Consider the following 23467-nt stretch of genomic DNA (forward strand, 5'->3'; position numbering starts at 1 on the left):
TACGGGGCCCCCGGAAAGTACTCGGAATCCGCTTCGTCAGCGTCATCTTCACTTTTTGGGGTAGTTTTTTGGATAAGCCCTCGACCGATTAGTATTGGTCAGCTCCATGCATTGCTGCACTTCCACCTCCAACCTATCTACCTCGTCGTCTTCAAGGGGTCTTACATGTTGGGAAATCTCATCTTGAGGGGGGCTTCACGCTTAGATGCTTTCAGCGCTTATCCCGTCCGTACGTAGCTACTCAGCCATGCTCCTGGCGGAACAACTGATGCACCAGCGGTACGTCCATCCCGGTCCTCTCGTACTAAGGACAGCTCCTCTCAAATTTCCTGCGCCCACGACAGATAGGGACCGAACTGTCTCACGACGTTCTGAACCCAGCTCGCGTACCGCTTTAATGGGCGAACAGCCCAACCCTTGGGACCTACTTCAGCCCCAGGATGCGATGAGCCGACATCGAGGTGCCAAACCTCCCCGTCGATGTGGACTCTTGGGGGAGATAAGCCTGTTATCCCCAGGGTAGCTTTTATCCGTTGAGCGATGGCCCTTCCATGCGGTACCACCGGATCACTAAGTCCGACTTTCGTCCCTGCTCGACTTGTAGGTCTCGCAGTCAAGCTCCCTTATGCCTTTGCACTCTGCGAATGATTTCCAACCATTCTGAGGGAACCTTTGAACGCCTCCGTTACTCTTTAGGAGGCGACCGCCCCAGTCAAACTGCCCGCCTGACACGGTCCCCGTACCCGCTAAGGGTACTAGGTTAGAACCTAGATACGATCAGGGTGGTATCCCAACGGCGCCTCCACAGAAGCTTGCGCTCCTGCTTCAACGGCTCCCACCTATCCTGTACAGATCGTACCCAAATTCAATATCAAGCTGCAGTAAAGCTCCATGGGGTCTTTCCGTCTTGTCGCGGGTAACCTGCATCTTCACAGGTATTAAAATTTCACCGGATCTCTCGTTGAGACAGCGCCCAAGTCGTTACGCCATTCGTGCGGGTCAGAATTTACCTGACAAGGAATTTCGCTACCTTAGGACCGTTATAGTTACGGCCGCCGTTTACTGGGGCTTCGGTTCACAGCTTCGGATTGCTCCTAACCGCTCCCCTTAACCTTCCAGCACCGGGCAGGCGTCAGCCCGTATACTTCGCCTTACGGCTTCGCACAGACCTGTGTTTTTGCTAAACAGTCGCTTGGGCCTTTTCACTGCGGCCCCCTCGGGCTATTCACCCTACCGAGGCACCCCTTCTCCCGAAGTTACGGGGTCATTTTGCCGAGTTCCTTAACGAGAGTTCTTCCGCGCGCCTTAGAATTCTCTTCTCGCCTACCTGTGTCGGTTTGCGGTACGGGCACCTTCTCCTGACTAGAGGCTTTTCTTGGCAGTGTGAGATCATGACCTTCGCTACTGTAATTTTCGCTCCCCATCACAGCCCAGCCTTCACGGTGTGCGGATTTGCCTGCACACCAGCCTCACTGCTTAGACGGACATCCATCAGTCCGCGTCACTACCCTCCTGCGTCACCCCATCGCTCATAGCGGATTACGGTGGTACAGTAATTTCAAACTGTTGTCCTTCGACTACGCCTGTCGGCCTCGCCTTAGGTCCCGACTTACCCTGAGCGGACGAGCCTTCCTCAGGAAACCTTGGGCTTTCGGCGGATCAGATTCTCACTGATCTTTTCGTTACTCATACCGGCATTCTCACTTGTGTAGTGTCCAGCGCTCCTTACGGTACACCTTCAACCCCTACACAACGCTCCCCTACCCCAGGATCGACTTCACTCCAGCTTCGAAGTCTGTGTTTATCCCCTGAAAGCATTTAGCCATTCATCCCTTCGGAGGGTTCACGGCATTCATGTCAATCTGGATAAACACGCCTCAAAGGCGCAGTGAAGTCGATCCTAGCCATAGCTTCGGTGGTGTGTTTAGCCCCGTTACATTTTCGGCGCAGAGTCACTCGACCAGTGAGCTATTACGCACTCTTTCAATGGTGGCTGCTTCTAAGCCAACATCCTGGTTGTCTGTGCAACTCCACATCCTTTCCCACTTAACACACACTTGGGGACCTTAGCTGATGGTCTGGGCTGTTTCCCTTTTGACAATGGATCTTAGCACTCACTGTCTGACTCCCGGCAAGAAGTAAATGGCATTCGGAGTTTGACTGAGCTTGGTAACCCTTGCGGGCCCCGCACCCAATCAGTGCTCTACCTCCACCACTCCATTCACCGAGGCTAGCCCTAAAGCTATTTCGGGGAGAACCAGCTATCTCCGAGTTCGATTGGAATTTCTCCGCTACCCCCACCTCATCCCCGCATTTTTCAACATGCGTGGGTTCGGGCCTCCAGTGCGTGTTACCGCACCTTCACCCTGGACAGGGGTAGATCACACGGTTTCGGGTCTACGTCCACATACTCAGTCGCCCTATTCAGACTCGCTTTCGCTGCGGCTCCGGCTTCTCACCTTAACCTTGCATGTTAAACGTAACTCGCCGGTTCATTCTACAAAAGGCACGCCATCATCCATAAAGAGGACTCTGACTTTTTGTAAGCACACGGTTTCAGGTTCTATTTCACTCCCCTTCCGGGGTGCTTTTCACCTTTCCCTCACGGTACTGTTTCACTATCGGTCGCCAGGTAGTATTTAGCCTTAGCAGATGGTCCTGCTGGATTCATACGGGGTTTCACGTGCCCCGCACTACTCGGGATCCGTCTCGGAGAGAATACCATTTCGGCTACAGGGCTTTTACCTCTATCGCGGGCCTTTCCAGACCTCTTCGCCTACCGTATTCCTTTGTAACTCCATGTGAGACGTCCCACAACCCCAAGGGGCAAGCCCCTTGGTTTAGGCTGTTCCGCGTTCGCTCGCCGCTACTGACGGAATCACTATTGTTTTCTCTTCCTCAGGGTACTTAGATGTTTCAGTTCCCCTGGTCTGCCTCTGCGTATCCTATGTATTCAGATACGAGTAACTGCGAATTACCACAGCTGGGTTTCCCCATTCGGACACCCCCGGATCAAAGCTTGCTTACAGCTCCCCGAGGCAGTTTCGTTGTTCGCCACGTCCTTCGTCGGCTCCTGGCGCCTAGGCATCCTCCGTGTGCTCTTAGTAGCTTAACCAATGTGTTTTCCGTTAGGAAAATCACTTAGCATCACTAAAATATTGAAACTTGTTTACACAAGTTCAGCTTAAAGGAATGTTCTAAAACGCAAATTCGTTTCGGTATCCAGTTTTCAAGGATCAAGTTTCTTGCGTGAGAGTTTGAGCTCTCAAAACTGACCAACGAGTGAGTAACTAGCCGACCGGCTAGATTTAAGATTTGAATGTTTCCGTTGCAGGAAACGATTCTCCATAGAAAGGAGGTGATCCAGCCGCACCTTCCGATACGGCTACCTTGTTACGACTTCACCCCAATCATCTACCCCACCTTCGGCGGCTGGCTCCCTTGCGGGTTACCCCACCGACTTCGGGTGTTGTAAACTCTCGTGGTGTGACGGGCGGTGTGTACAAGACCCGGGAACGTATTCACCGCGGCATGCTGATCCGCGATTACTAGCAATTCCGACTTCATGCAGGCGAGTTGCAGCCTGCAATCCGAACTGAGACCGGCTTTGCTGGGATTGGCTCCACCTCGCGGCTTCGCTTCCCGTTGTACCGGCCATTGTAGTACGTGTGTAGCCCAGGTCATAAGGGGCATGATGATTTGACGTCATCCCCACCTTCCTCCGGTTTGTCACCGGCAGTCACTCTAGAGTGCCCAGCTCAACCTGCTGGCAACTAAAGTCAAGGGTTGCGCTCGTTGCGGGACTTAACCCAACATCTCACGACACGAGCTGACGACAACCATGCACCACCTGTCTCAACTTTCCCCGAAGGGCACCTGATGCATCTCTGCTTCGTTAGTTGGATGTCAAGACCTGGTAAGGTTCTTCGCGTTGCTTCGAATTAAACCACATACTCCACTGCTTGTGCGGGTCCCCGTCAATTCCTTTGAGTTTCAGTCTTGCGACCGTACTCCCCAGGCGGAGTGCTTACTGTGTTAACTTCGGCACCAAGGGTATCGAAACCCCTAACACCTAGCACTCATCGTTTACGGCGTGGACTACCAGGGTATCTAATCCTGTTTGCTCCCCACGCTTTCGCGCCTCAGCGTCAGTTACAGCCCAGAAAGTCGCCTTCGCCACTGGTGTTCCTCCACATATCTACGCATTTCACCGCTACACGTGGAATTCCACTTTCCTCTTCTGTACTCAAGTCACCCAGTTTCCAGTGCGACCTCAGGTTGAGCCCAAGGTTTAAACACCAGACTTAAATAACCGCCTGCGCGCGCTTTACGCCCAATAATTCCGGACAACGCTTGCCCCCTACGTATTACCGCGGCTGCTGGCACGTAGTTAGCCGGGGCTTTCTTCTCAGGTACCGTCACTCCGGCAGCAGTTACTCTACCGGACGTTCTTCCCTGGCAACAGAGCTTTACGATCCGAAAACCTTCATCACTCACGCGGCGTTGCTCCGTCAGGCTTGCGCCCATTGCGGAAGATTCCCTACTGCTGCCTCCCGTAGGAGTCTGGGCCGTGTCTCAGTCCCAGTGTGGCCGTTCACCCTCTCAGGTCGGCTACGCATCGTCGCCTTGGTGGGCCGTTACCCCACCAACTAGCTAATGCGCCGCAGGCCCATCCCCAAGCAGCAGATTGCTCCGCCTTTCATTCTCTCCTCAGGAGAAGAAAGAAATTATCCGGTATTAGCTACCGTTTCCGGTAGTTATCCCAGCCTTGAGGGCAGGTTGCCTACGTGTTACTCACCCGTCCGCCGCTAAGTCTGAAAGGAAGCAAGCTTCCTCTCAGACTCCGCTCGACTTGCATGTATTAGGCACGCCGCCAGCGTTCGTCCTGAGCCAGGATCAAACTCTCCAAATTGGTATTTAGAAAGAGCGATTGCTCATTTTGAAACATCTGACGAGAATTTACATTCTCATTTTTGGATCTCACCGAAGTGATCTCCAGATACTCACTCGTTGTTCAGTTTTCAAAGATCAAGCTCGTTGTCAGCGCCGATTACCGCGTCACCAGCAACTCTTATAATATATCACATTCAGCCGATCAGTGCAAGCTCTTTTTTTAACTTCTTTTCGAGCCCGGCGTTGATGTTTCGCGGCCAGAAATAGAATATATCACGGATAAGAATTCATTGCAAGCATTATTTCAAAATCATTTGACCAGTGCATTCAATCCCTGATCCCAAGAGAACTGCCCGAGCAGCTCCCTTGGTTATCCGGGTCCCGACTATGAGAAATCCTCAGTCTTTATTACGCATATGCGGGAACAGCAGTACGTCACGGATAGATGCCGAATTGGTCAGCAGCATGATCAGACGGTCTACACCGATTCCAAGGCCCCCTGTTGGCGGCATGCCATACTCCAGAGCACGGATGAAATCATCATCCATCTCATGGGCTTCATCATTGCCCTGCTCTTTCTCGTGAATCTGTGCTTCGAAGCGCTGGCGCTGGTCAATCGGATCATTCAGCTCGCTGAACGCATTGGCATGCTCACGGGCTACAATGAACAGCTCGAACCGGTCGGTGAAGCGCGGGTCCTCTTCATTCTTTTTGGCAAGCGGTGAGATCTCTACAGGATGTCCCATTACGAAGGTCGGCTGAATCAGCGTCTCTTCCACAAACTGCTCGAAGAACGCATTGAGGATATGTCCAAAGGTCATATGCTTCTCCACCGGAACCCGGTGTTCCTTAGCCAGGGCCTGTGCTTCTTCATCCGTCATCTGAACACCGAAGTCCACTCCGGTTACTTCCTTAACAGCATCCACCATAGTCACACGGCGCCAGCCTGGAGACAGATCCACTTCCTGTCCTTGATAATTAATGACCTGGGAGCCCAGCACCTCACTGGCAATATGAGCGATCAGACTCTCTGTCAGATGCATAATGTCCTTGTAATCCGCATACGCTTCATACAGCTCGATCATTGTGAATTCCGGATTATGGCGTGTTGAAATACCTTCATTACGGTATACACGGCCAATCTCATAGACTTTCTCCAGACCGCCGACGATTAGACGCTTCAGGTGCAATTCAATGGCAATCCGCATATACAGCTGCATGTCCAGCGTATTGTGGTGGGTAATGAACGGTCGGGCCGCTGCTCCGCCTGCGATGGCATGCAGGGTTGGCGTCTCCACCTCTAAATAGCCCAGTGAGTCCAGATAACGGCGCATCGACTGGATAATCCGTGAACGCATGATGAAGGTCTGCTGTACCTCAGGGTTAATGATCAGATCCACATAACGCTGACGGTAGCGGAGTTCTACATCCTTCAGACCATGATACTTCTCAGGAAGCGGAAGCAGGGATTTGGACAGCACCTCAAGATTATCTACTTTAATAGAGGTTTCGCCGGTTTTTGTCTTGAACAGGGTTCCCCGGATACCGACGATATCGCCCAGATCAAGAATAGTGAAGGCTGCGTATTGCGACTCAGGGATACTGTCCTGGCGCACATAGATCTGGATTTTGCCGCTGAGATCCTGAATGTGAGAAAAGCTTGCCTTGCCCATGACCCGTTTCGCCATGATGCGCCCGGCCACACTGACCTCCAGCGCCAGTTCGTCCAGCTCTTCCTTGGTTTGCCCGTCGTATTTGGCCAGAAGATCGCCAGCAGCAGCGGTACGCTCATATTTCTTGCCGAAGGGATCGATCCCGAGTGCGCGGAGCTCGTCCAGCTTGCCCCTGCGGATCTTCAGCAATTCACTTAATTCATTCTCTGTAGTTTCGACGTTGTTGATTTCTTCCGTCATGTTCTTCATCCTCTCTTACTCACTATACAAAAGAAGAAACGGCTCCGCCCCGATCTTGAGGACAGTCCGTTCCGGTACAAAATATAAGCTGTATGTGTTCACCCATATTTTACGGCTGGTATTTATTTTGAAAAAAGCTTCCCTAAGGAAGCTTCGGAACCGTCTTACTTCATTTTGATATCAAGAATTTTATATTGAATGACGCCTGCAGGGACACTAACATCTACAATCGTACCAATCTTCTTGCCGATGATCGCTCTGCCTACAGGGCTCTCATTGGAAATTTTGTTGTTCAGCGGATCGGATTCGGCAGTACCCACGATGGTGTACTCCATAATGTCGCCATACTCCATATCCTCAACGTTCACTGTGACCCCGATGCTTACCACATCTGTCACGATCTCATCGCTATTAATAATACGGGCATTGCGGAGCATCTTCTCCAAAGTAAGAACCCGTCCTTCAATAAAAGCCTGTTCATTCTTTGCGTCTTCATACTCCGAGTTCTCACTGATATCTCCGTAGCCGATGGCCACTTTGATACGTTCCGCTACCTCGCGGCGTTTCACGGATTTGAGGGTCTCCAGTTCTTCTTCCAGACGCTTAAGTCCGTCCGGTGTAAGGATGACTTCTTTATCGCTCATCTCAACCGATTCTCCTGTCGTATACATTTATTGAAAACACCATACTATATGCGAATCCGGAGGGATCAGAACCCTCCTTCACCATTGCTCCTGCTGTAACGGCGATTTTATACTGTGAAATTATATTGGAACCGCTACAAAATGTCAATGACGCCCCATATAATGTTTAGCGATACTCAATAAAGCGCACAGGAACGGGGCTTAGTCCCAGGATTATCTGAGGCTCATACGGCAAAAAGCGCACTATCCGCGCTACTCTGCTCCTCATCCTGCTTAAGCTGACCGACAAAATCATTCAAAATCCGCACCATCTCGTCACGTTTCGTTTCTTCCATAATAACGTCCTTCACGCGGGCCGCTGCCTTAAAGCCCTTCAAATACCAGGCCAGATGCTTGCGCATCTCGCGGACAGCCACCGCTTCACCCTTAAGGGCAATCAGACGGTCCATATGAAGAATGGCTACCTTGATCTTCTCTTCAGCGCCAGGCTCAGACATCAGTACACCCGTATCCAAATATTGAATCGTCCGGTACAGCATCCACGGATTGCCCAGTGCGCCACGCCCGATCATTACACCGTCGCAGCCGGTCTGGTCCAGCATCGCCCGCGCATCCTCTGGCGTATTCACATCGCCATTGCCGATCACCGGAATCGATACTGCCTCTTTAGCCATACGGATATAATTCCAGTCAGCGCGTCCGGTATAGAGCTGCTCGCGGGTCCGTCCGTGTACGCTGACTGCCGCTCCGCCGGCCCGTTCCACCGCACGCGCATTCTCTTCAACGAAGATATGCTCGCTGTCCCAGCCGATCCGCATCTTCACGGTGACCGGTTTGTCCACGGCCTCGACTACTGCGGAGACCATCTCATAGATTTTGTCCGGATTCAACAGCCAGCGTGCTCCGGCATCGCATTTGGTCACCTTCGGCACCGGACAGCCCATATTAATGTCGATGATATCGGCATTGGTTTCTTTGTCGACAATTCTCGCCGCATCCACCAGCGATTCCCGGTCCCCGCCAAAAATCTGCAGACTCAGCGGTTTCTCGCGCTCATCGACAAACAGCATCTCACGCGTACGCTGGTTGCCATGTACGATCGCCTTGCCGCTGACCATCTCCGCACAGACCAGGCCAGTCCCGAATTCCTTGGCAATCAGACGAAATGCCGGGTTACATACGCCAGCCATCGGCGCCAGCACGACCTGATTCTTCAATTCAATATCACCAATCTTCAGCATGGCCCAATCACTTCCCTACCTCAATTTGTAACGTTCAGCCCGGTCTTATGGTGCCGGATGGGCCAATTCCTCTACGGTCACTTCCAGAAAATCCGCAATTTTATTTAAAATTTGATCTTCCAAACGTCGGTTGCCCCGCTCCACTGCGCCAAGCACAGCAAGTGATATTCCGACAGAATCCGCCAGTTCCTGCTGCGTGTAGCCCTTTAGCTTCCGGAACGCTCTGACCCGCATTCCCATACGTTTGTTGTCCACAGGCGAATTCCTGCCTTTCCGTCTATGTCTTGCAGCGCTGTTGTAATGAGTCTGCGGAATCCGGAAGTCTCTTCGTTCTGCGATAGAATATCGCTTAGCGGCAGAAGGACAAACGCCCGCTCCAGCATCCTCGGATGGGGCAGTGTCAGATCCGGTGTGTCCAGGGTCAGCCCCTCTACCCACAGCAAATCCAAATCTACCGTTCTCGGTCCATACCGCACATCCCGGACCCGGCCGAGCTGGTTCTCCGTGTCCAGCATCACATGAAGCAGATCCTCCGGTGCCAGTGTGGTGCGCAGAACAGCCGCCATGTTAAGAAACTGAGGCTGATCCAGATAACCGACAGGCTCCGTCTCGTAGACCCGGGAGGTGCGCACAACTTCAATCTTGTCGTGATGCTCCAGCCGGTTCAGGGCTTCTCTCAAGGTGCCTTGACGGTCACCCAGGTTAGCCCCTAAAGCAATATAAGCCTCTGATGCCTCAGAGGTGGAAGGTATGTTCATCAGTCTGTCTCACTTTCTCGTCCGGCGCAATTCTACAGTGACTCCCTGAAAATGAATATCAAAAGGAGGATGCGGCTTGGTCACCTGGACCGTTACTGCATTGATAACAGTATAAGTGTCCAGTAACCCGGATGCAATACGTTCCGCCAAAGCTTCTATCAGCTTAAAGGACTGGGTTTCGACAATTTTTTTGACCAGAACATGAACTTCAGCATAATTGACGGTCTGCTCCAGATCATCGCTGAGCCCCGCGCCCTGCAGATCAAGCTCCAGCTCAAGGTCGATATAATAACGTTGGCCGAGCTTCCGTTCCTCTTCAAACACTCCGTGGTAACCGTAATATTCCATGCGGTGCAGCTTCATTTTATCCATTAAGGGTACCTGCCTTCTCTTGAAAAATATAATCTATATGCTGAGCACAGGGGACCCTGCATAGAACATGGCGTCACACATCTCTACGGTACGTTTCATTGCCGCAATATCATGAACCCGCACAAGCTGACAGCCCTGAGCAATCCCGAAGGCAACAGTAGCCGCGGTCCCCTCCAAGACATCATCTGCGGGCAGACCGAGGGCGGTGCGGATGAATTTTTTGCGCGAAGTGGCCAGCAGCACCGGGTACCCCAGCTTCGTCAGTGCGCTTAGCCCCGTCATGACCTGAAGATTCTCTGTATAGTCCTTGGCAAAACCGATTCCCGGGTCCAAAATAATATTCTCCGGCTTCACTCCCGCTGCCAGCGCCAGGTCAATACTCACACTCAAGTCATTCGTCATGTCGTTGATCAAGTCCTTATAATCACGGTCATGACGGTTATGCATCAGAATGATCGGACAGTCTGCCTGCGCAGCAACCGCCGCCATCTGCGGATCGGCCTTGGCACCCCATACATCGTTGATAATATGCGCACCGGCCTGAATCGCCTGACGGGCGACTTCCGCCTTGTAGGTATCTATAGAGAGGGGGAGATGCGGAGCGGCATGATGGATACGCTCAATGACAGGAAGGACACGGGCCAATTCCTCTTCAGCACTCACCGGCTGGTGACCCGGACGCGTGGATTCTCCGCCTATATCGATAATATCGGCACCCTCTGCCGCCATTTGCAGCGCATGCTCTACCGCTCTATCCCGCTCCGCCCACAGACCCCCATCCGAAAAGGAGTCCGGCGTCACATTGAGTATCCCCATAATCAGCGTGCGCTTGCCCAATTTCAGCTCGCTGCTTCCGCAGCGGTAAGTCCGTTCATAGATGATCGGCTTCATATCAGCATATCCGTCCTTTCTCTGTACAGCCTCATAAGTGCAGCCGTCTGCTCTCCACAGCGCCCGCTGCCTATGGTTACCCGCCGGTCTCCATTCCATAATGTACTTACCGGTACAATCTCCTGCACCGAATTGGTGAGGAAGATTTCATCCGCATCCGCAAGCTGCTCCCAGCGGTACAAGCCCTGTTCCGGCTGAAGGCTGGCCGCTGCCAGCTCAAGCACCATTTCCCGGGTAATTCCCGGTAGAATTCCGGTGGCTATATCGGGGGTATAGAGCCTTTTATTGGAGATGAAAAAAATATTGCTCACAATGCCCTCGGCGAGCTCTCCCTGTGCGGTCAGCATAAGTCCCTCGGCCCCATGCTCTGCGGACGGATATCCGGCCAATTCACGTTTTGCCAGAATGTTGTTCATATAGTGCAGCGATTTGAGTCTTACCGGTCCCTCCGGGGTATTACGCCGGTGGTTCAAAAGCTGAAGTTCTTTGCCTTCCGTGTATAAGCCGGTTGGTGTGACCGGCAAAGCTTTGATATAGAGCAGCTGATTAGGCTGCTTATAGGCTGCAGATGGCAGACCCAGAATATCCTCACCGGCCGTAACGGTGTAGCGGATATACGCCTCACTAAGCTCATTCTTGTCCATTACAAGCTGAATCCATTCCCGCAGCCCCTGTATATCCGGCTCAAAAGGAATGCCCAGCTGGCGGCAGCCCGCTGCCATTCTGCTCAGATGGCGCTCCAGCAGGAAAGGCTGTCCCCCATACGTACGGAAGGTCTCGAACAGGCCCATGCCGTACAAAAAGCCGTGATCCAGAGCGGAGACCACGGCGTCTTTGGCGTCGACTGCTTTGTTATTAATTCCTATATATTTCATGCCGGTTCTCCGGCTCTCCGTTTCAGGAAATTGCGCAGCATGGTATGCCCGTGATTCGTAATGATTGACTCGGGATGGAACTGCACCCCTTCAATCGGGTATTCCTTATGCCGCAAGGCCATGATCTCGCCCTCGGCAGTCTCGGCGGTAATCTCCAGACAATCCGGCAGACTCTCACGTTCCACGATCAGTGAGTGATAACGTGTCGCTGTGAAAGGAGATTCCAGCCCTTCAAATACGGAGGTGCCATTATGGTGGATGGGCGAGGTTTTGCCATGCATCAGGCGTTCTGCACGGATGACATTACCTCCAAAAGCTTGTCCGATCGCCTGGTGTCCGAGACATACGCCGAATATGGGGATGATGCCCTTGAAATGCTGCAGCAGCGCAAGGCTGATGCCTGCCTCATTCGGTGTGCAGGGTCCAGGAGAGATCAGAATGTGATCGGGGGCTAATGCTTCTATCTCCTCTATGCTGATCTCATCGTTGCGCGCTACCTTAACTTCTTCCCCCAGCTCACCCAGATACTGCACCAGGTTATAGGTAAAGGAATCATAATTATCGATGACCAAGATCATAATGCGCTTCCTCCTTCGGCGCCGAGGGCAGCCCGCTCTTCCTGCTCGCGTTCACTGCAGAGAATGGCTTTTACTACCGCTTTGGCTTTGTTGTGGCATTCCCGGTACTCACGGTAAGGGTCTGAATCGATTACAATTCCAGCACCTGTCTGAATGTAGCCCATTCCGTCCTTCACGGCGAGCGTGCGTATGATTATATTTAATTCCATATTGCCGTTATAGTCAATCCAGCCCATAGATCCAGTATATGGCCCCCGGCGGACCGGCTCCAGCTCTTCAATGATCTCCATGGTGCGCACCTTGGGCGCGCCCGTGATGGTGCCGCCGGGGAACAAGGCGGCAATGACATCGTACGCATCCCTGCCGGGAGCGACGATTCCCTCGACCTGCGAGACGAGATGCATCACATGCGAGTATCGCTCTACGGTCAGCAGCTCCGGCACGCTGACCGTTCCGTAGGCAGCGACACGGCCGATGTCGCTGCGCTCCAGATCGACAAGCATGATATGCTCGGCGATCTCCTTCTCGCTCCCGCGCAGCTCCGCCTCCATGGCGGCGTCCTCCGCGGGAGTGTGGCCCCGCCGCCGGGTGCCGGCAATGGGGCGGGCGCTGACCTTGTCCCCGTGCAGCTTGACGAGCAGCTCCGGCGATGCGCTGGAGAGCGCGAAGCCGGGCGTGCGGAGCAGCCCCATGTACGGGGACGGGTTGAGTCTACGGAGCCATTCGTAGACGTCCTCGGGTGTGGATTTGAGCTGCGCCTGCTGGCGCAGCGAGAGGTTCACCTGGAAGACATCCCCCGCACGGATGTATTCCTGGACCTTCAGCACAGCCTGCTGAAAGTGCGCGGCAGAGAAATCCGAGTTCATACCGGGCCACTCACCGGTATTCTCGGTCTCGCTCTCCACCCTGCGGGTAAGCCCGGCATACCTTGCAGCAGCGGCTTCTTCCGGCTCTGCCGGTGCGTAGAGAAGGCCCCACTGCTCCTCCATGCGCTCCGCACGGTGCACAGCAGCCTCATATAGTCTCCTTAGCCCGTCCAGGTCACCGGATACCGTATCCGGCACAGGAACATGAACTGCACAGTAGAGCTGCTGCTCCTGCTCATCGTAGATCCACACTTCTTCCAGTCTCATGAACAGATAATCCGGAAATTCTGGGTTGTTCCTGGCAAGCGACGGCAGCTTCTCCAGGGAACGGGCCACATCATAGCCAAGAAATCCGATACAGCCTCCGGTGAATGGCGGCAGACCATCGAGTGTCAGGCGGGGAGACGTATATTCCTTCATCCATGCCTGAAGCACTTGCAGCGGCTGGCCTTCTGTTACGGCAGATTCTATATGCCCCGTAGCCTTAGCTCCGGGAGTATAGCTCTGTGCAACGGCTCTCCGGCCTTCAATGATCGAGACAGGGCTTAGTCCCAGATAGGTGTAGCGCCCGCCCTTGCCGCTCTCCAGAACAACCGAATAGGGGGAAGCCTGTTCCCAGGCCTGCTTCCAGCTGCGGGGCAAGCCCTGATTGTCCTGCCGTTTCCTCAGGATCAGGGGCAAGATGCTCCAGGCTTCATCTGCTTCTGCCCATTGCTCCCAGTCCTGCCAAGCCGTTAAGATCTCCACAACCATTCTCCCGTCTCATCGATAGTTTATTGCCTGTCAGTATACTGTACATAGGGTTACTTTGAAAAGCCCAAACGACTTATATTAGTTATTATTCAAAAAAGAGCCTGCAGTATCCCTGTGAAAGCGGATAGGGCAGGCTCTTCTAACGAGCTGAATGCTCAGCAATTATACTTCAAAGTTATAAAGCGGAGTGCTCAGGTAACGTTCGCCGTTGCTTGGGATGATGACAACAATCTTCTTGCCTGCGCCCAGTTCCTTCGCCACCTTCAGGGCAGCAAATACAGCCGCACCGGAGGAAATACCGGACAGCACGCCTTCTTCCTTGGCTACGCGGCGGGCAGTTTCGAACGCTTCATCATTCTCAACATGAATAATCTCATCATAGATATCCTGATTCAGAATTTCTGGCACGAAGTTAGCGCCGATACCCTGAATCTTGTGCGGGCCCGGTTTGCCTCCAGCCAGAATCGGTGAAGCGGCAGGTTCTACCGCATAGATCTTCACGCCCGGATATTGATTCTTCAGCACTTCACCGGCACCGCTGATCGTTCCGCCTGTGCCGACACCGGCAATGAATGCATCCAGCGGGCCGCCTACGGATTCGATCGCTTCAACGATTTCAGGTCCAGTGGTCTCGCGGTGAATCTTCACGTTAGCCTTGTTCTTGAACTGCTCCGCAAGGAAATAATCCGGATTCTCGCTCAGAATCTGCTCAGCCTTCTTAACCGCACCGTTCATTCCTTCCGATCCCGGAGTCAATACCAGCTCAGCGCCGTAAGCGCGCAGCAAATTGCGGCGCTCAAGGCTCATCGTTTCCGGCATAACAATAATGGCCTTGTAGCCTTTGGCCGCTGCCACAAGCGCCAGCCCGATCCCGGTATTACCGCTGGTCGCTTCTACAATCGTGCCACCCGGCTTCAGCAGGCCCTCTTTCTCTGCCTCTTCTACAATGCTGATGGCAATACGGTCTTTCACACTGGAGCCTGGATTCTGGTATTCCAGCTTCAGGAAGATCTCTGCCGAACCTTCCGGAACAATCCGGTTCAAGCGTACGAGCGGTGTGCCACCGATCAAATCTGTTACACTGTTGACGACTTTAGCCATGAGTAAAAACCTCCTTGGAATGATAAATGAATTAGGGTGCGGAACTTATGACAGATGCTATCAGCATATATTACCGTAGCTCCCGGCTCACAATGCCTGGGTAACTAACAGTTGAAATTGTACCGCTTAATATTCCCGACTAAATCAGTAGGTTTTATATTTAATCTCATATTATCAATCTTGCAGGCTGTTGTCAATATATATTGCTGTATCGTATTTGGCCCGTAATTCACGCTCTACCTGCTGCAAGGGCGCTGCCTGCTCCAGTCTCAGCTGCTGGCCGATCATCCGGCGCAGCTCCTCCTGATCCGGCTTGACAGGATCAATCAGCTTCTCCAGACGGATTACAGCGTACCCCCCGTCAACCTGCAGCGGCCCTGCGATATTCCCATTCTCAAGCCCGGCTGCTGTCTCCAGCAGCTCCTGAGGCCAGAACGGGTCCTTCTCCTCGACCGTTCCGATACTGCCGCCGTGCTGGCGGCTTTCCTCATCGATCGAGACCTCCCGGGCCAGCTCTGCAAAATCCTCCCCCTGCTCCAGGCGGTCCATCACTGTACTAGCCTCGTTGTAGGTGGAGGTCTGGATGATAGAGAGCTGCATTTGCTTGCGGGGCATGAATCTCTCGCTATTTTGCTTCAGATATTCATCAATTTCCGCTTCACTGACCGTAATGCCGGCCGTAGCTATTGCCTGGAGCGTCAACCGGTATGCCGTCTCCTCACGCAGCTCCTGACGGGATAGTCCAAGCTCAGACTCCATCTGCTGATAGTACTGCTCTTCTGAGCTATAACCGGAGATGCCGCGCAGCAGCTCCTGCTCAATCTCTTCATCCGTGACCGTAATTCCCAGCGCTGCGGCTTCCTTGCCTACCACGATATGATTCAGCATGCTCAGCAGCACTTCTTCCCCGTGCTTCTTCTGAAGCTCCTCTATCCATTCCTGTTCCGTGACCGGCTGGCCTCCGGCAGCAGCGACATCCGAGGCTTCCCCTTCAGCCGTCTCTGCCTTCAGCAGCGCCATAGCACGCAGGCTCCAGAATAATAGCCCTCCCAGTACCAGCGTTGCCACGGCAAGTAATATAACGGCATTGCGCAGCGCGCGCTCCTGTCTTGTCACCATCTCATAGCCCTAAGACTTCGCTTGATCGAGGATTACCTGCAGTTCATCCTTGTTAAATACATAGCTCTCATTGCAATAATGGCAGACGACTTCTGCCGTATCATCTTCTTCAATCAGCCGTTCCAGCTCATGCTCACCCAGACTGACCAGAGTCTGCTCAATCCGTTCCCGTGAGCACTGGCATACAAAGCTGATCTCCAGCTCATCCAGGATCACAGCATCCGGCAGCAGCATCCGCAGCATTTCCTCAGGCTCAAGCCCCTGATCCAGCACGGACGTAACCGAAGGCATGGCTCCAACCGCTTGCTCAACCTCGGTAATTTGCTCATCGGTCAGGCCGGGCAGCAGTTGAATGATAAAGCCTCCGGCAACTCTAACTGAATTATCGGTCTCCACCAGCACTCCAAGTCCTACAGCAGCAGGCGTTTGCTCCGAGAGGGCAAAATAATAGGTGAAATCGTCACCCAGCTCTCCTGAAACGATAGGCACACTGCCCCGGTACGGCTCCTTCATGCCCAAATCTTTGCTGACATCAATGAAGCCTTCCGTTCCTACCGCCCCTGCGACATCCAGCTTACCCATGCTGTTGCTTGGCAGATGAACATGCGGATTATTCACATAACCGCGAACTTCTCCCAGGGCATTGGATTCAGCCGTAATCTGTCCGAGTGGGCCGTTTCCTTTGACCATAATTGCCAGTTTCTCTTGCCCCTTGAGCATGGCCCCCATTATAGCTGCGGCCGTAACCGTACGTCCAAGCGCTGCCGTAGCCGTCGGATACGTATCATGTCTGCGCCGCAATTCATCGACTAGCTCTGTGGTACGGACAGCGAACGCTCTGACTCTTCCGTTCATCGCCGTCCCCCGGACCAGGCGGTCCTTCTTATTATCCATCGGGTGCATACTCCTCCTATCTGTCTGTTCTGTATAGGTTCATCTTTAAGATTATTTGTTACGGTTGTAAATAATGCGCAATCCTTCAAGTGTCAGCATCGGATTAACCTCGTCGATACACTCTGTCTCACTGGCAATCAGTGAGGCCAGCCCCCCTGTAGCAATAACCTTGAGAACGGGAGCGTTCATCTCCTGCTTGATGCGTCTGACGATACCCTCTACCTGACCGGCATAGCCAAAAATGATCCCGGCCTGCATCGCATGTACGGTATTGCGTCCGATTACCTTCTTGGGCTTCTCCAGCTCGATCCGGGGCAGCTTGGATGCCCGCAGATAGAGGGCCTCCGTAGAAATGACCAGACCCGGCACGATAGCACCGCCCAGGTAGTTGGCCCCGGCATCAATGCAGTCGAAGGTGGTTGCCGTACCAAAATCAACGACAACAAGCGGACATTGATACTGCTCAATCGCCGCAACCGCGTTCACAATCCGGTCCGCCCCCACTTCGCGCGGGTTCTCATAACGCAGATTAAGCCCGGTTTTGATACCGGGTCCCACCAGCAGCGGGTCCTTGCCGATGAATTTGACACACATCTCCACAATGACCTGCACGAGCGGCGGAACCACCGAAGAAATGATGACCCCCTCGACATCCCTGAACGACAGATTCGACATGCTGAACAAATTATGAATCATCACACCATATTCATCGACAGTGGACCCGCGGGCAGTGCTCAGCCGGAAATGGTGCAGCAGCTCACTGCCCCGGTAGACACCCAGCACGATGTTCGTATTGCCGATATCAACGACAAGTATCATCAGAGGGTTCCCTCCTTCTTCGCGTTCAGGTCCAGACTGATATCGAGACTGGCGAAGGAATACGTCAGTCGGCCTACCGAAATGACATCCACACCCGATTCAGCAATGCCCCGGACCGTCTCCAGAGATACGTTGCCCGATGCCTCAATGGTGACATGCTTCGCCTTGGTCCGGATTCTTCTCACGGCTTCAGCCATCTGCTCAGGAGACATGTTATCGAGCATAATAATATCCGCTCCGGCCGCGAGCGCTTCCTCCACCTGCTCCAGACTCTCCGTCTCTACTTCAATGGTCATGGTATGCGGGATATTGGCACGGGCACGCCCTACTGCCTGACGGATGCCGCCGGCCCCCTTGATATGATTATCCTTAATCATTACCGCATCATACAGACCGTAACGGTGGTTGGCTCCGCCGCCTATGCGGACTGCATATTTCTCCAGCATCCGGTGGCCCGGCGTGGTCTTGCGGGTATCCACCAGGCGGGTCGGCAGTCCTTGAAGCTTTTCTACAAAAGAAGCCGTGCGCGAAGCCACACCCGATAGCCGCTGCATCAAGTTGAGGGCAAGCCGTTCACCGGTCAGGATGGCATGGGTGCTGCCTTCTACCTCGGCAATCACAGTACCCTTGGAGACAGCTTGTCCTTCCTGGACCATTGCTGTGAATACGAGCCCAGGATCAACGACCTCGAACACCAGCTCGGCCACGGGGATTCCACAAATAATCCCGTCCTCCTTAGCATGGATAATTCCCTTGGACTCATGCCCTGCGGGTATGGTTGTACGGGTGGTAATATCCCCTGAGCCGACATCTTCCTGCAGCCATCCCTTAATAGCCTTAAGCAGGTCTTCATTATATCCGTTAAACATCATCACTTAATTCCTCCACTATTCCAAGTTCGCGAATCTGGAGCAGATGCTTCTGCCACTGTGCGTCACTGCGCAGCGGATAATCCTCACGATAATGTGCACCGCGGCTCTCCTCCCGTGCCAGTGCCGATTCGGTGATCAGCAGACAGCATGTAAGCATATTGGCGAACTCGTATTCTTCCCGTGTTGTCAGTTTGGTCCTAAAAATCGGCAGCTGGCGCTTGATTTCATCCAAGCCTTTATTCAGCATTTCCCGGTTCCGCCGCAGTCCGGCATAACGCACCATAGCCTTTTGCAGCTTGAGCCGCCGTTCTACAATCGCCTGTGCAGGAGCTTCCACCCTTGCCTGATGATAGGCTGAGGGTAGGTTATCCCGGTCAAGCGGCGGCAGCTGACGGATGCGTTCAATGATCCGGCGGCCGAACACTACGGCTTCCGACAAAGAGTTGCTGGCCAACCGGTTGGCTCCCTGCACACCAGTAGAGGATACCTCACCACAGGCAAACAGGCGGGCAACCGTGCTCTCTCCGCTCAGGTCGGTCTTCACGCCCCCCATCATATAATGCGCAGCAGGAGCCACCGGAATCCAGTCACTTGTAATATCCAGCCCGTAGCTCATGCAGGTCGCATAAATGGTCGGAAAGCGGTGTTTAACCATATCCGACGGTTCATGCGTAATATCCAGATAGACAAAGGTTGATTTGGTCAATTCCATCTCGCTTACAATGGCACGGGCAACAATATCCCGCGGGGCCAGCTCCTGCAGCTCATGATAACGTTCCATGAACCGCTCACCGTTAATGTTCCGCAGGACCGCCCCTTCTCCCCGCACAGCTTCTGAGATCAGGAAGCGCGGAGCGCCAGGATAGCTGAGTGCTGTCGGATGAAACTGGATGAACTCCATATCACGGATATGGGCACCGGCACGGTAAGCAATAGCTACTCCATCTCCGGTGGCCACCTCAGGATTGGTCGTGTAACGGTATAGCTGTCCTGCTCCGCCGGAGCATAGGATGGTTGCATCTGCCTGAAGGAACAACCTTCCGCCGTCAGGCTGCTGTACAAGCGCTCCCAGACACTCTCCGCCCTCCGTAATCAGGTCAATGACATAATGGTCATCCCAGGTCTCAATATTCTCATGCCGGGCAGCCTGTTCAGCGAGTGCGCGGACAATCTCATATCCTGTAGCATCCCCATTTGCATGTAAAATACGGCGGTGGCTATGTGCCCCCTCCTGGGTTAAGGCCAAGACACCATTCTCCTTATCGAAAATAGTGCCAAGCCGGATCAGCTCGCGGACGCCTTCGGGGCCTTCATTGACCAGCACATCCACAGCCGCAGAGGAGTTCAGCCCCGCGCCGGCCATCAGGGTATCCTGACGGTGATACGCGGGCGAATCATCCTCCGAAATGACGGCCGCAATTCCGCCCTGGGCATACCGTGTGTTGCTCTCCATTACGGTCTTCTTCGTAATCATAATAACCTTCCGGTCTTCGCTGGCCTTAATCGCTGTGAATAACCCGGCAATACCGGACCCAATAACCAGGCAGTCCGTCTTAACTACAGGAAGTCCCTGAAGATCAAAATCAACCAAATATTGTGGAATCATGACCGCTTTTCACCTGTTTCAACGAAAGAGTAGCGCATGCTACCGGACTTGTAGCATGCGCTCTAGGGATGTTCTGGCTTTGTCGGCGACTGCAGGCGGTACATAGATCTGCGGCTTCATTGTCTCCAGGCATTTGACCAGCTTCTTCAGATTGTTAACCTTCATATTAGGACACACCAGGAATTTGGTGGCAAAATGAAACTCCTTATCCGGGCTGTCCAGCCGCAGCTGATACCCAGTTCCATCCTCAGTGCCTACAATAAACTGCCGGCGGTCCGATTTCCGGCAATATTCCAGAATTGAGGTAGTGCTGCCAACATAATCCCCCATTGCTACGACTTCCGGGCGGCATTCGGGATGTACAACAAATTCAGCTTCAGGGTATTTGGCTCTCATCTCCATCACATCTTTGACAGTAAGCATGTCATGAGTATTGCAATAGCCCTCCCAGATAATCAGCTTCTTGCCGGTCTGATCCTGCACATATTGACCCAGATTCTTGTCGGGCACCCAGATAATTTCTTCGGCATCAAGCGATTCGATAACCTTCACCGCATTCGCTGAGGTGCAGCAAATATCTGTCTCCGCCTTAATCTCTGCCGAGGAATTGATATAGGTTACTACCTTGGCACCCGGATGCTGCGCCTTCAATTTCCGCAACCCATCCACATTGACCATGTCAGCCATCGGGCAGCCTGCACGTTCGTCAGGAATCAGGACCGTCTTGTTCGGCGCCAGAATCTTGGCACTTTCCCCCATGAAATGAACACCGCAGAATACGATTACATCTGCCTCTGTCTCCGCCGCCTTCTGGGCCAGCAAAAAAGAGTCTCCCCGGAAATCGGCAACCTCCTGAATTTCATCACGCTGATAATAATGAGCCAGAATAATAGCATTCCGTTCCTTCTTAAGCTGTTCAAGGCGCACACGAAGTTCTCGATTCTGTTCCTGCTTGCGCTCAAGCGCCAGAGCTTCCACGGTCAGTCTCCCCCTTATGTCTTCATGGCTTGCCGCCAGTACATTTCTTATAAATGATAAATTTGATGTTTATTCACTAATGTACACAACGTTCCACCCCCTGTCAATCTAAGCGGACGCTCTGTTTCTGAGAGAAACCGGAGGACAAGTTACCGTGTGAAACCTATACATTCTTATAATTTAAAAGAAAAGCCCGGAGAACCAGTGGTTCTCCGGGCTAGACTACACAATTTGCTTCAATACAGCTTAGACTAGACTTCCGCCGCCCTTATTCCCGTCATCCGGTCCGTTGCCCTCTTCAGGGTCCGGCTTGTTCGGAATATCCTTGGATAGGTCTAACGGGGATTCTTCGTCATTCTTACCTTGAATCCGGACACGTACATCACCGATGGAATCAATAATCGGCTCGCCCGCTTCATTGGTAACGGCGTCTCCTTCTTCCGGCTTGCCATCCTCACTCAGGTAGCCTTGCTCAATCAATTCTGTGATCTGATCAAGTTCCAGCGTCTCCTTCTCAATCAGGGTGTTGGCAATCAGATGCATTTCTTTGGAGTGCTTGGTCAGCAGTTCTCTTGCGCGCTCATAGCTGCTGCGGATAAGGTTCTGCATTTCCTGATCAATTTCATAAGCAATGGAGTCGCTGTAATTCTGTTCATGTCCGATATCACGGCCCAGGAAGACTTGGCCTTGGGTTGCACCGAACTGCAAGGGCCCAAGCTTATCACTCATCCCGTATTCCATAATCATCGCACGCACAATGCGCGTAGCCTGCTGGAAGTCGCTATAAGCGCCTGTGCCGATTTCACCAATGAATAATTCTTCGGCAACACGTCCGCCCAGGAGTCCGGTTACCTTATCAAGCAGCTCTTGCTTGGTAACGATCATCCGGTCTTCCTTAGGAAGCATAATGACATATCCGCCGGCACGGCCGCGCGGGATAATAGTGACCTTGTGAACCACATCAGCATGCTCAAGGAAGTAGCCGGCAATGGTATGGCCTGCTTCGTGATAAGCGACAATCCGTTTCTCGCGGTCACTGATGACGCGGCTGCGCTTCTCGGTACCCACGATGACACGGTCAATCGCTTCATCCACTTCACGCATCGTAATGTCCTTACGGTTACGGCGTGCAGCAAGCAATGCCGCTTCGTTCAGCAGGTTCTCCAGATCCGCACCGGTGAAGCCGGTAGTACGCTTGGCGATGACGTCAAGTCTTACATCCTTGGTCAGCGGTTTATTGCGGGAGTGAACCTTCAGTACAGCTTCACGGCCCTTCACATCTGGACGGTCAACCGTAATTTGACGGTCGAAACGGCCCGGACGGAGCAGCGCCGGGTCAAGTATATCTGCGCGGTTGGTAGCCGCGACAATGATAATGCCTTCGTTGCCGCCAAAGCCGTCCATTTCAACGAGCAACTGGTTAAGGGTCTGTTCCCGTTCGTCATGTCCGCCGCCAAGTCCTGCGCCGCGCTGACGTCCCACTGCATCGATCTCATCGATAAAGATAATACAAGGTGCGTTCTTCTTCGCGTTCTCGAACAAGTCACGTACGCGGGATGCGCCGACACCGACGAACATTTCCACGAAGTCGGAACCGGAGATGCTGAAGAACGGAACGCCTGCTTCCCCTGCAACTGCACGGGCTAGCAAGGTTTTACCTGTTCCCGGAGGACCTACAAGGAGTACCCCTTTCGGAATCCGGGCACCCACCGCTGCGAATTTGCGGGGATCCTTAAGGAATTCAACAACCTCAACCAGCTCTTGCTTCTCTTCGTCAGCCCCTGCAACATCCTCGAAGCTGATCTTCTTCTTCTCTTCATTATATAACCGGGCTTTGCTCTTGCCGAAGTTCATCACCTTGCCGCCGCCGCCCTGTGCATTATTGAACAGGAAGAAGAACAGGATGAACATGATGACCAGTGGAATCATGGAAGAAAGGAATGTCAGCCAGATGCTGTCACCTTCCATTTTCTTCTGGCTCAGTTCTATGCCGTTCTGATCGCTTGCTGCCACAAGTTCATCAAGGGCCCGGTCTGTAGGAGGAACATAAGTGGAGAAATTCTTCGATTTAGCCTCGGGTGGCAGCTCTTTATATTCGCCAGTTACCAGAAAGGCATTCCCCTCAAACTGAACCGTCATGCTCTTCACATTATTCTTCGAGATCTCCTGCCGCAACTCGTCATATCTAGGGAGATCGGCGGATTCATTTCCATTGCTTACAAACTGGACTATGCCCACCACGACTAAAAATAAAATCAAATAAAAACCAGAATTCCGGATGAACCGATTCATCC

18 protein-coding genes and 2 rRNA genes are annotated in these 23467 nt (G+C 53.1%); all 20 read right to left on the reverse strand.

All coding sequences use genetic code 11. The features are described 5' to 3' along the window. Positions 1–68 precede the first annotated feature (68 nt). Positions 69–3115 (reverse strand): 23S ribosomal RNA (locus MKX63_RS03955). Positions 3116–3351: 236 nt separating this feature from the next. After that, a 16S ribosomal RNA gene (locus tag MKX63_RS03960) occupies positions 3352–4912 on the reverse strand. The 16S and 23S rRNA genes sit together here, the layout of an rRNA operon. Before the next feature lie 379 nt (positions 4913–5291). After that, positions 5292–6806 (reverse strand): lysine--tRNA ligase, encoded by a 1515-nt coding sequence (gene lysS, locus MKX63_RS03965; protein ID WP_341015411.1) that lies wholly within the window; start codon positions 6804–6806, stop codon positions 5292–5294. A gap of 164 nt (positions 6807–6970) precedes the next feature. Then, positions 6971–7450: a transcription elongation factor GreA gene (greA, locus tag MKX63_RS03970; protein ID WP_341015412.1), complete on the reverse strand. Its 480-nt coding sequence runs from the start codon at positions 7448–7450 to the stop codon at positions 6971–6973. 224 nt (positions 7451–7674) lie between these two features. Further along, complete coding sequence (dusB, locus tag MKX63_RS03975) at positions 7675–8691, reverse strand: tRNA dihydrouridine synthase DusB (RefSeq protein ID WP_341015413.1); 1017 nt, start codon at positions 8689–8691, stop codon at positions 7675–7677. 45 nt (positions 8692–8736) lie between these two features. Then, positions 8737–8946 carry a helix-turn-helix domain-containing protein gene (locus MKX63_RS03980; protein WP_036696484.1) on the reverse strand — a complete coding sequence of 70 codons (210 nt, stop codon included), beginning with the start codon at positions 8944–8946 and terminating at the stop codon, positions 8737–8739. Continuing rightward, entirely contained in the window at positions 8898–9449 is a 552-nt protein-coding gene (gene folK / locus MKX63_RS03985) for a 2-amino-4-hydroxy-6-hydroxymethyldihydropteridine diphosphokinase (RefSeq protein WP_341015414.1), read from the reverse strand. The genes MKX63_RS03980 and folK overlap by 49 nt, the downstream gene beginning before the upstream one ends. A 9-nt stretch (positions 9450–9458) precedes the next feature. Next, entirely contained in the window at positions 9459–9821 is a 363-nt protein-coding gene (gene folB, locus MKX63_RS03990) for a dihydroneopterin aldolase (protein ID WP_341015417.1), read from the reverse strand. Positions 9822–9854: 33 nt separating this feature from the next. After that, a complete protein-coding gene (gene folP / locus MKX63_RS03995) occupies positions 9855–10712 on the reverse strand; it encodes a dihydropteroate synthase (RefSeq protein ID WP_341018509.1) in 858 nt (285 codons plus the stop codon). Then, entirely contained in the window at positions 10709–11587 is an 879-nt protein-coding gene (locus tag MKX63_RS04000) for an aminotransferase class IV (RefSeq protein ID WP_341015419.1), read from the reverse strand. The genes folP and MKX63_RS04000 overlap by 4 nt, the downstream gene beginning before the upstream one ends. Beyond that, complete coding sequence (gene pabA / locus MKX63_RS04005) at positions 11584–12165, reverse strand: aminodeoxychorismate/anthranilate synthase component II (RefSeq protein WP_076082822.1); 582 nt, start codon at positions 12163–12165, stop codon at positions 11584–11586. Before pabA ends, MKX63_RS04000 begins: the two co-directional genes overlap by 4 nt. Beyond that, positions 12162–13784: an anthranilate synthase component I family protein gene (locus MKX63_RS04010; RefSeq protein ID WP_341015423.1), complete on the reverse strand. Its 1623-nt coding sequence runs from the start codon at positions 13782–13784 to the stop codon at positions 12162–12164. The genes pabA and MKX63_RS04010 overlap by 4 nt, the downstream gene beginning before the upstream one ends. 162 nt (positions 13785–13946) lie before the next feature. Further along, positions 13947–14885: a cysteine synthase A gene (gene cysK, locus MKX63_RS04015; RefSeq protein WP_339252702.1), complete on the reverse strand. Its 939-nt coding sequence runs from the start codon at positions 14883–14885 to the stop codon at positions 13947–13949. A gap of 174 nt (positions 14886–15059) precedes the next feature. Then, positions 15060–16004: a peptidylprolyl isomerase gene (locus MKX63_RS04020; protein ID WP_341015425.1), complete on the reverse strand. Its 945-nt coding sequence runs from the start codon at positions 16002–16004 to the stop codon at positions 15060–15062. A gap of 9 nt (positions 16005–16013) precedes the next feature. Continuing rightward, on the reverse strand, positions 16014–16898 hold the full coding sequence (gene hslO, locus MKX63_RS04025; protein WP_341015427.1) for an Hsp33 family molecular chaperone HslO: 885 nt from the start codon (positions 16896–16898) through the stop codon (positions 16014–16016). A gap of 51 nt (positions 16899–16949) precedes the next feature. Beyond that, the gene (locus tag MKX63_RS04030) at positions 16950–17717 is read right to left on the reverse strand and encodes a type III pantothenate kinase (protein ID WP_341015430.1); all 768 of its coding nucleotides are present in this window, start codon (positions 17715–17717) and stop codon (positions 16950–16952) included. Continuing rightward, a complete protein-coding gene (nadC, locus tag MKX63_RS04035; protein WP_341015431.1) occupies positions 17717–18589 on the reverse strand; it encodes a carboxylating nicotinate-nucleotide diphosphorylase in 873 nt (290 codons plus the stop codon). Before nadC ends, MKX63_RS04030 begins: the two co-directional genes overlap by 1 nt. Continuing rightward, positions 18579–20195: an L-aspartate oxidase gene (nadB, locus tag MKX63_RS04040; protein WP_341015435.1), complete on the reverse strand. Its 1617-nt coding sequence runs from the start codon at positions 20193–20195 to the stop codon at positions 18579–18581. Before nadB ends, nadC begins: the two co-directional genes overlap by 11 nt. Before the next feature lie 39 nt (positions 20196–20234). Further along, positions 20235–21173: a quinolinate synthase NadA gene (gene nadA, locus MKX63_RS04045; protein WP_036696456.1), complete on the reverse strand. Its 939-nt coding sequence runs from the start codon at positions 21171–21173 to the stop codon at positions 20235–20237. A 246-nt stretch (positions 21174–21419) separates the two neighbouring features. Beyond that, the gene (gene ftsH / locus MKX63_RS04050) at positions 21420–23465 is read right to left on the reverse strand and encodes an ATP-dependent zinc metalloprotease FtsH (protein WP_341015437.1); all 2046 of its coding nucleotides are present in this window, start codon (positions 23463–23465) and stop codon (positions 21420–21422) included. Between the last annotated feature and the right edge of the window lie 2 nt (positions 23466–23467).

This window comes from Paenibacillus sp. FSL R7-0179 (assembly GCF_038002265.1).
Lineage (GTDB): Bacteria > Bacillota > Bacilli > Paenibacillales > Paenibacillaceae > Paenibacillus_AQ.

Coding starts and splice junctions, on each gene's coding strand:
- cysK (WP_339252702.1), bottom strand. CDS start 14,885: ATGGCTAAAGTCGTCAACAGTGTAACAGATTTGATCGGTGGCACACCG.
- pabA (WP_076082822.1), bottom strand. CDS start 12,165: ATGATCTTGGTCATCGATAATTATGATTCCTTTACCTATAACCTGGTG.
- nadB (WP_341015435.1), bottom strand. CDS start 20,195: ATGATTCCACAATATTTGGTTGATTTTGATCTTCAGGGACTTCCTGTA.
- MKX63_RS04000 (WP_341015419.1), bottom strand. CDS start 11,587: ATGAAATATATAGGAATTAATAACAAAGCAGTCGACGCCAAAGACGCC.
- MKX63_RS04030 (WP_341015430.1), bottom strand. CDS start 17,717: ATGATACTTGTCGTTGATATCGGCAATACGAACATCGTGCTGGGTGTC.
- folB (WP_341015417.1), bottom strand. CDS start 9,821: ATGGATAAAATGAAGCTGCACCGCATGGAATATTACGGTTACCACGGA.
- folP (WP_341018509.1), bottom strand. CDS start 10,712: ATGAAGCCGATCATCTATGAACGGACTTACCGCTGCGGAAGCAGCGAG.
- lysS (WP_341015411.1), bottom strand. CDS start 6,806: ATGACGGAAGAAATCAACAACGTCGAAACTACAGAGAATGAATTAAGT.
- nadC (WP_341015431.1), bottom strand. CDS start 18,589: ATGATGTTTAACGGATATAATGAAGACCTGCTTAAGGCTATTAAGGGA.
- dusB (WP_341015413.1), bottom strand. CDS start 8,691: ATGCTGAAGATTGGTGATATTGAATTGAAGAATCAGGTCGTGCTGGCG.
- MKX63_RS04010 (WP_341015423.1), bottom strand. CDS start 13,784: ATGGTTGTGGAGATCTTAACGGCTTGGCAGGACTGGGAGCAATGGGCA.
- folK (WP_341015414.1), bottom strand. CDS start 9,449: ATGAACATACCTTCCACCTCTGAGGCATCAGAGGCTTATATTGCTTTA.
- greA (WP_341015412.1), bottom strand. CDS start 7,450: ATGAGCGATAAAGAAGTCATCCTTACACCGGACGGACTTAAGCGTCTG.
- ftsH (WP_341015437.1), bottom strand. CDS start 23,465: ATGAATCGGTTCATCCGGAATTCTGGTTTTTATTTGATTTTATTTTTA.
- hslO (WP_341015427.1), bottom strand. CDS start 16,898: ATGGATAATAAGAAGGACCGCCTGGTCCGGGGGACGGCGATGAACGGA.
- MKX63_RS04020 (WP_341015425.1), bottom strand. CDS start 16,004: ATGGTGACAAGACAGGAGCGCGCGCTGCGCAATGCCGTTATATTACTT.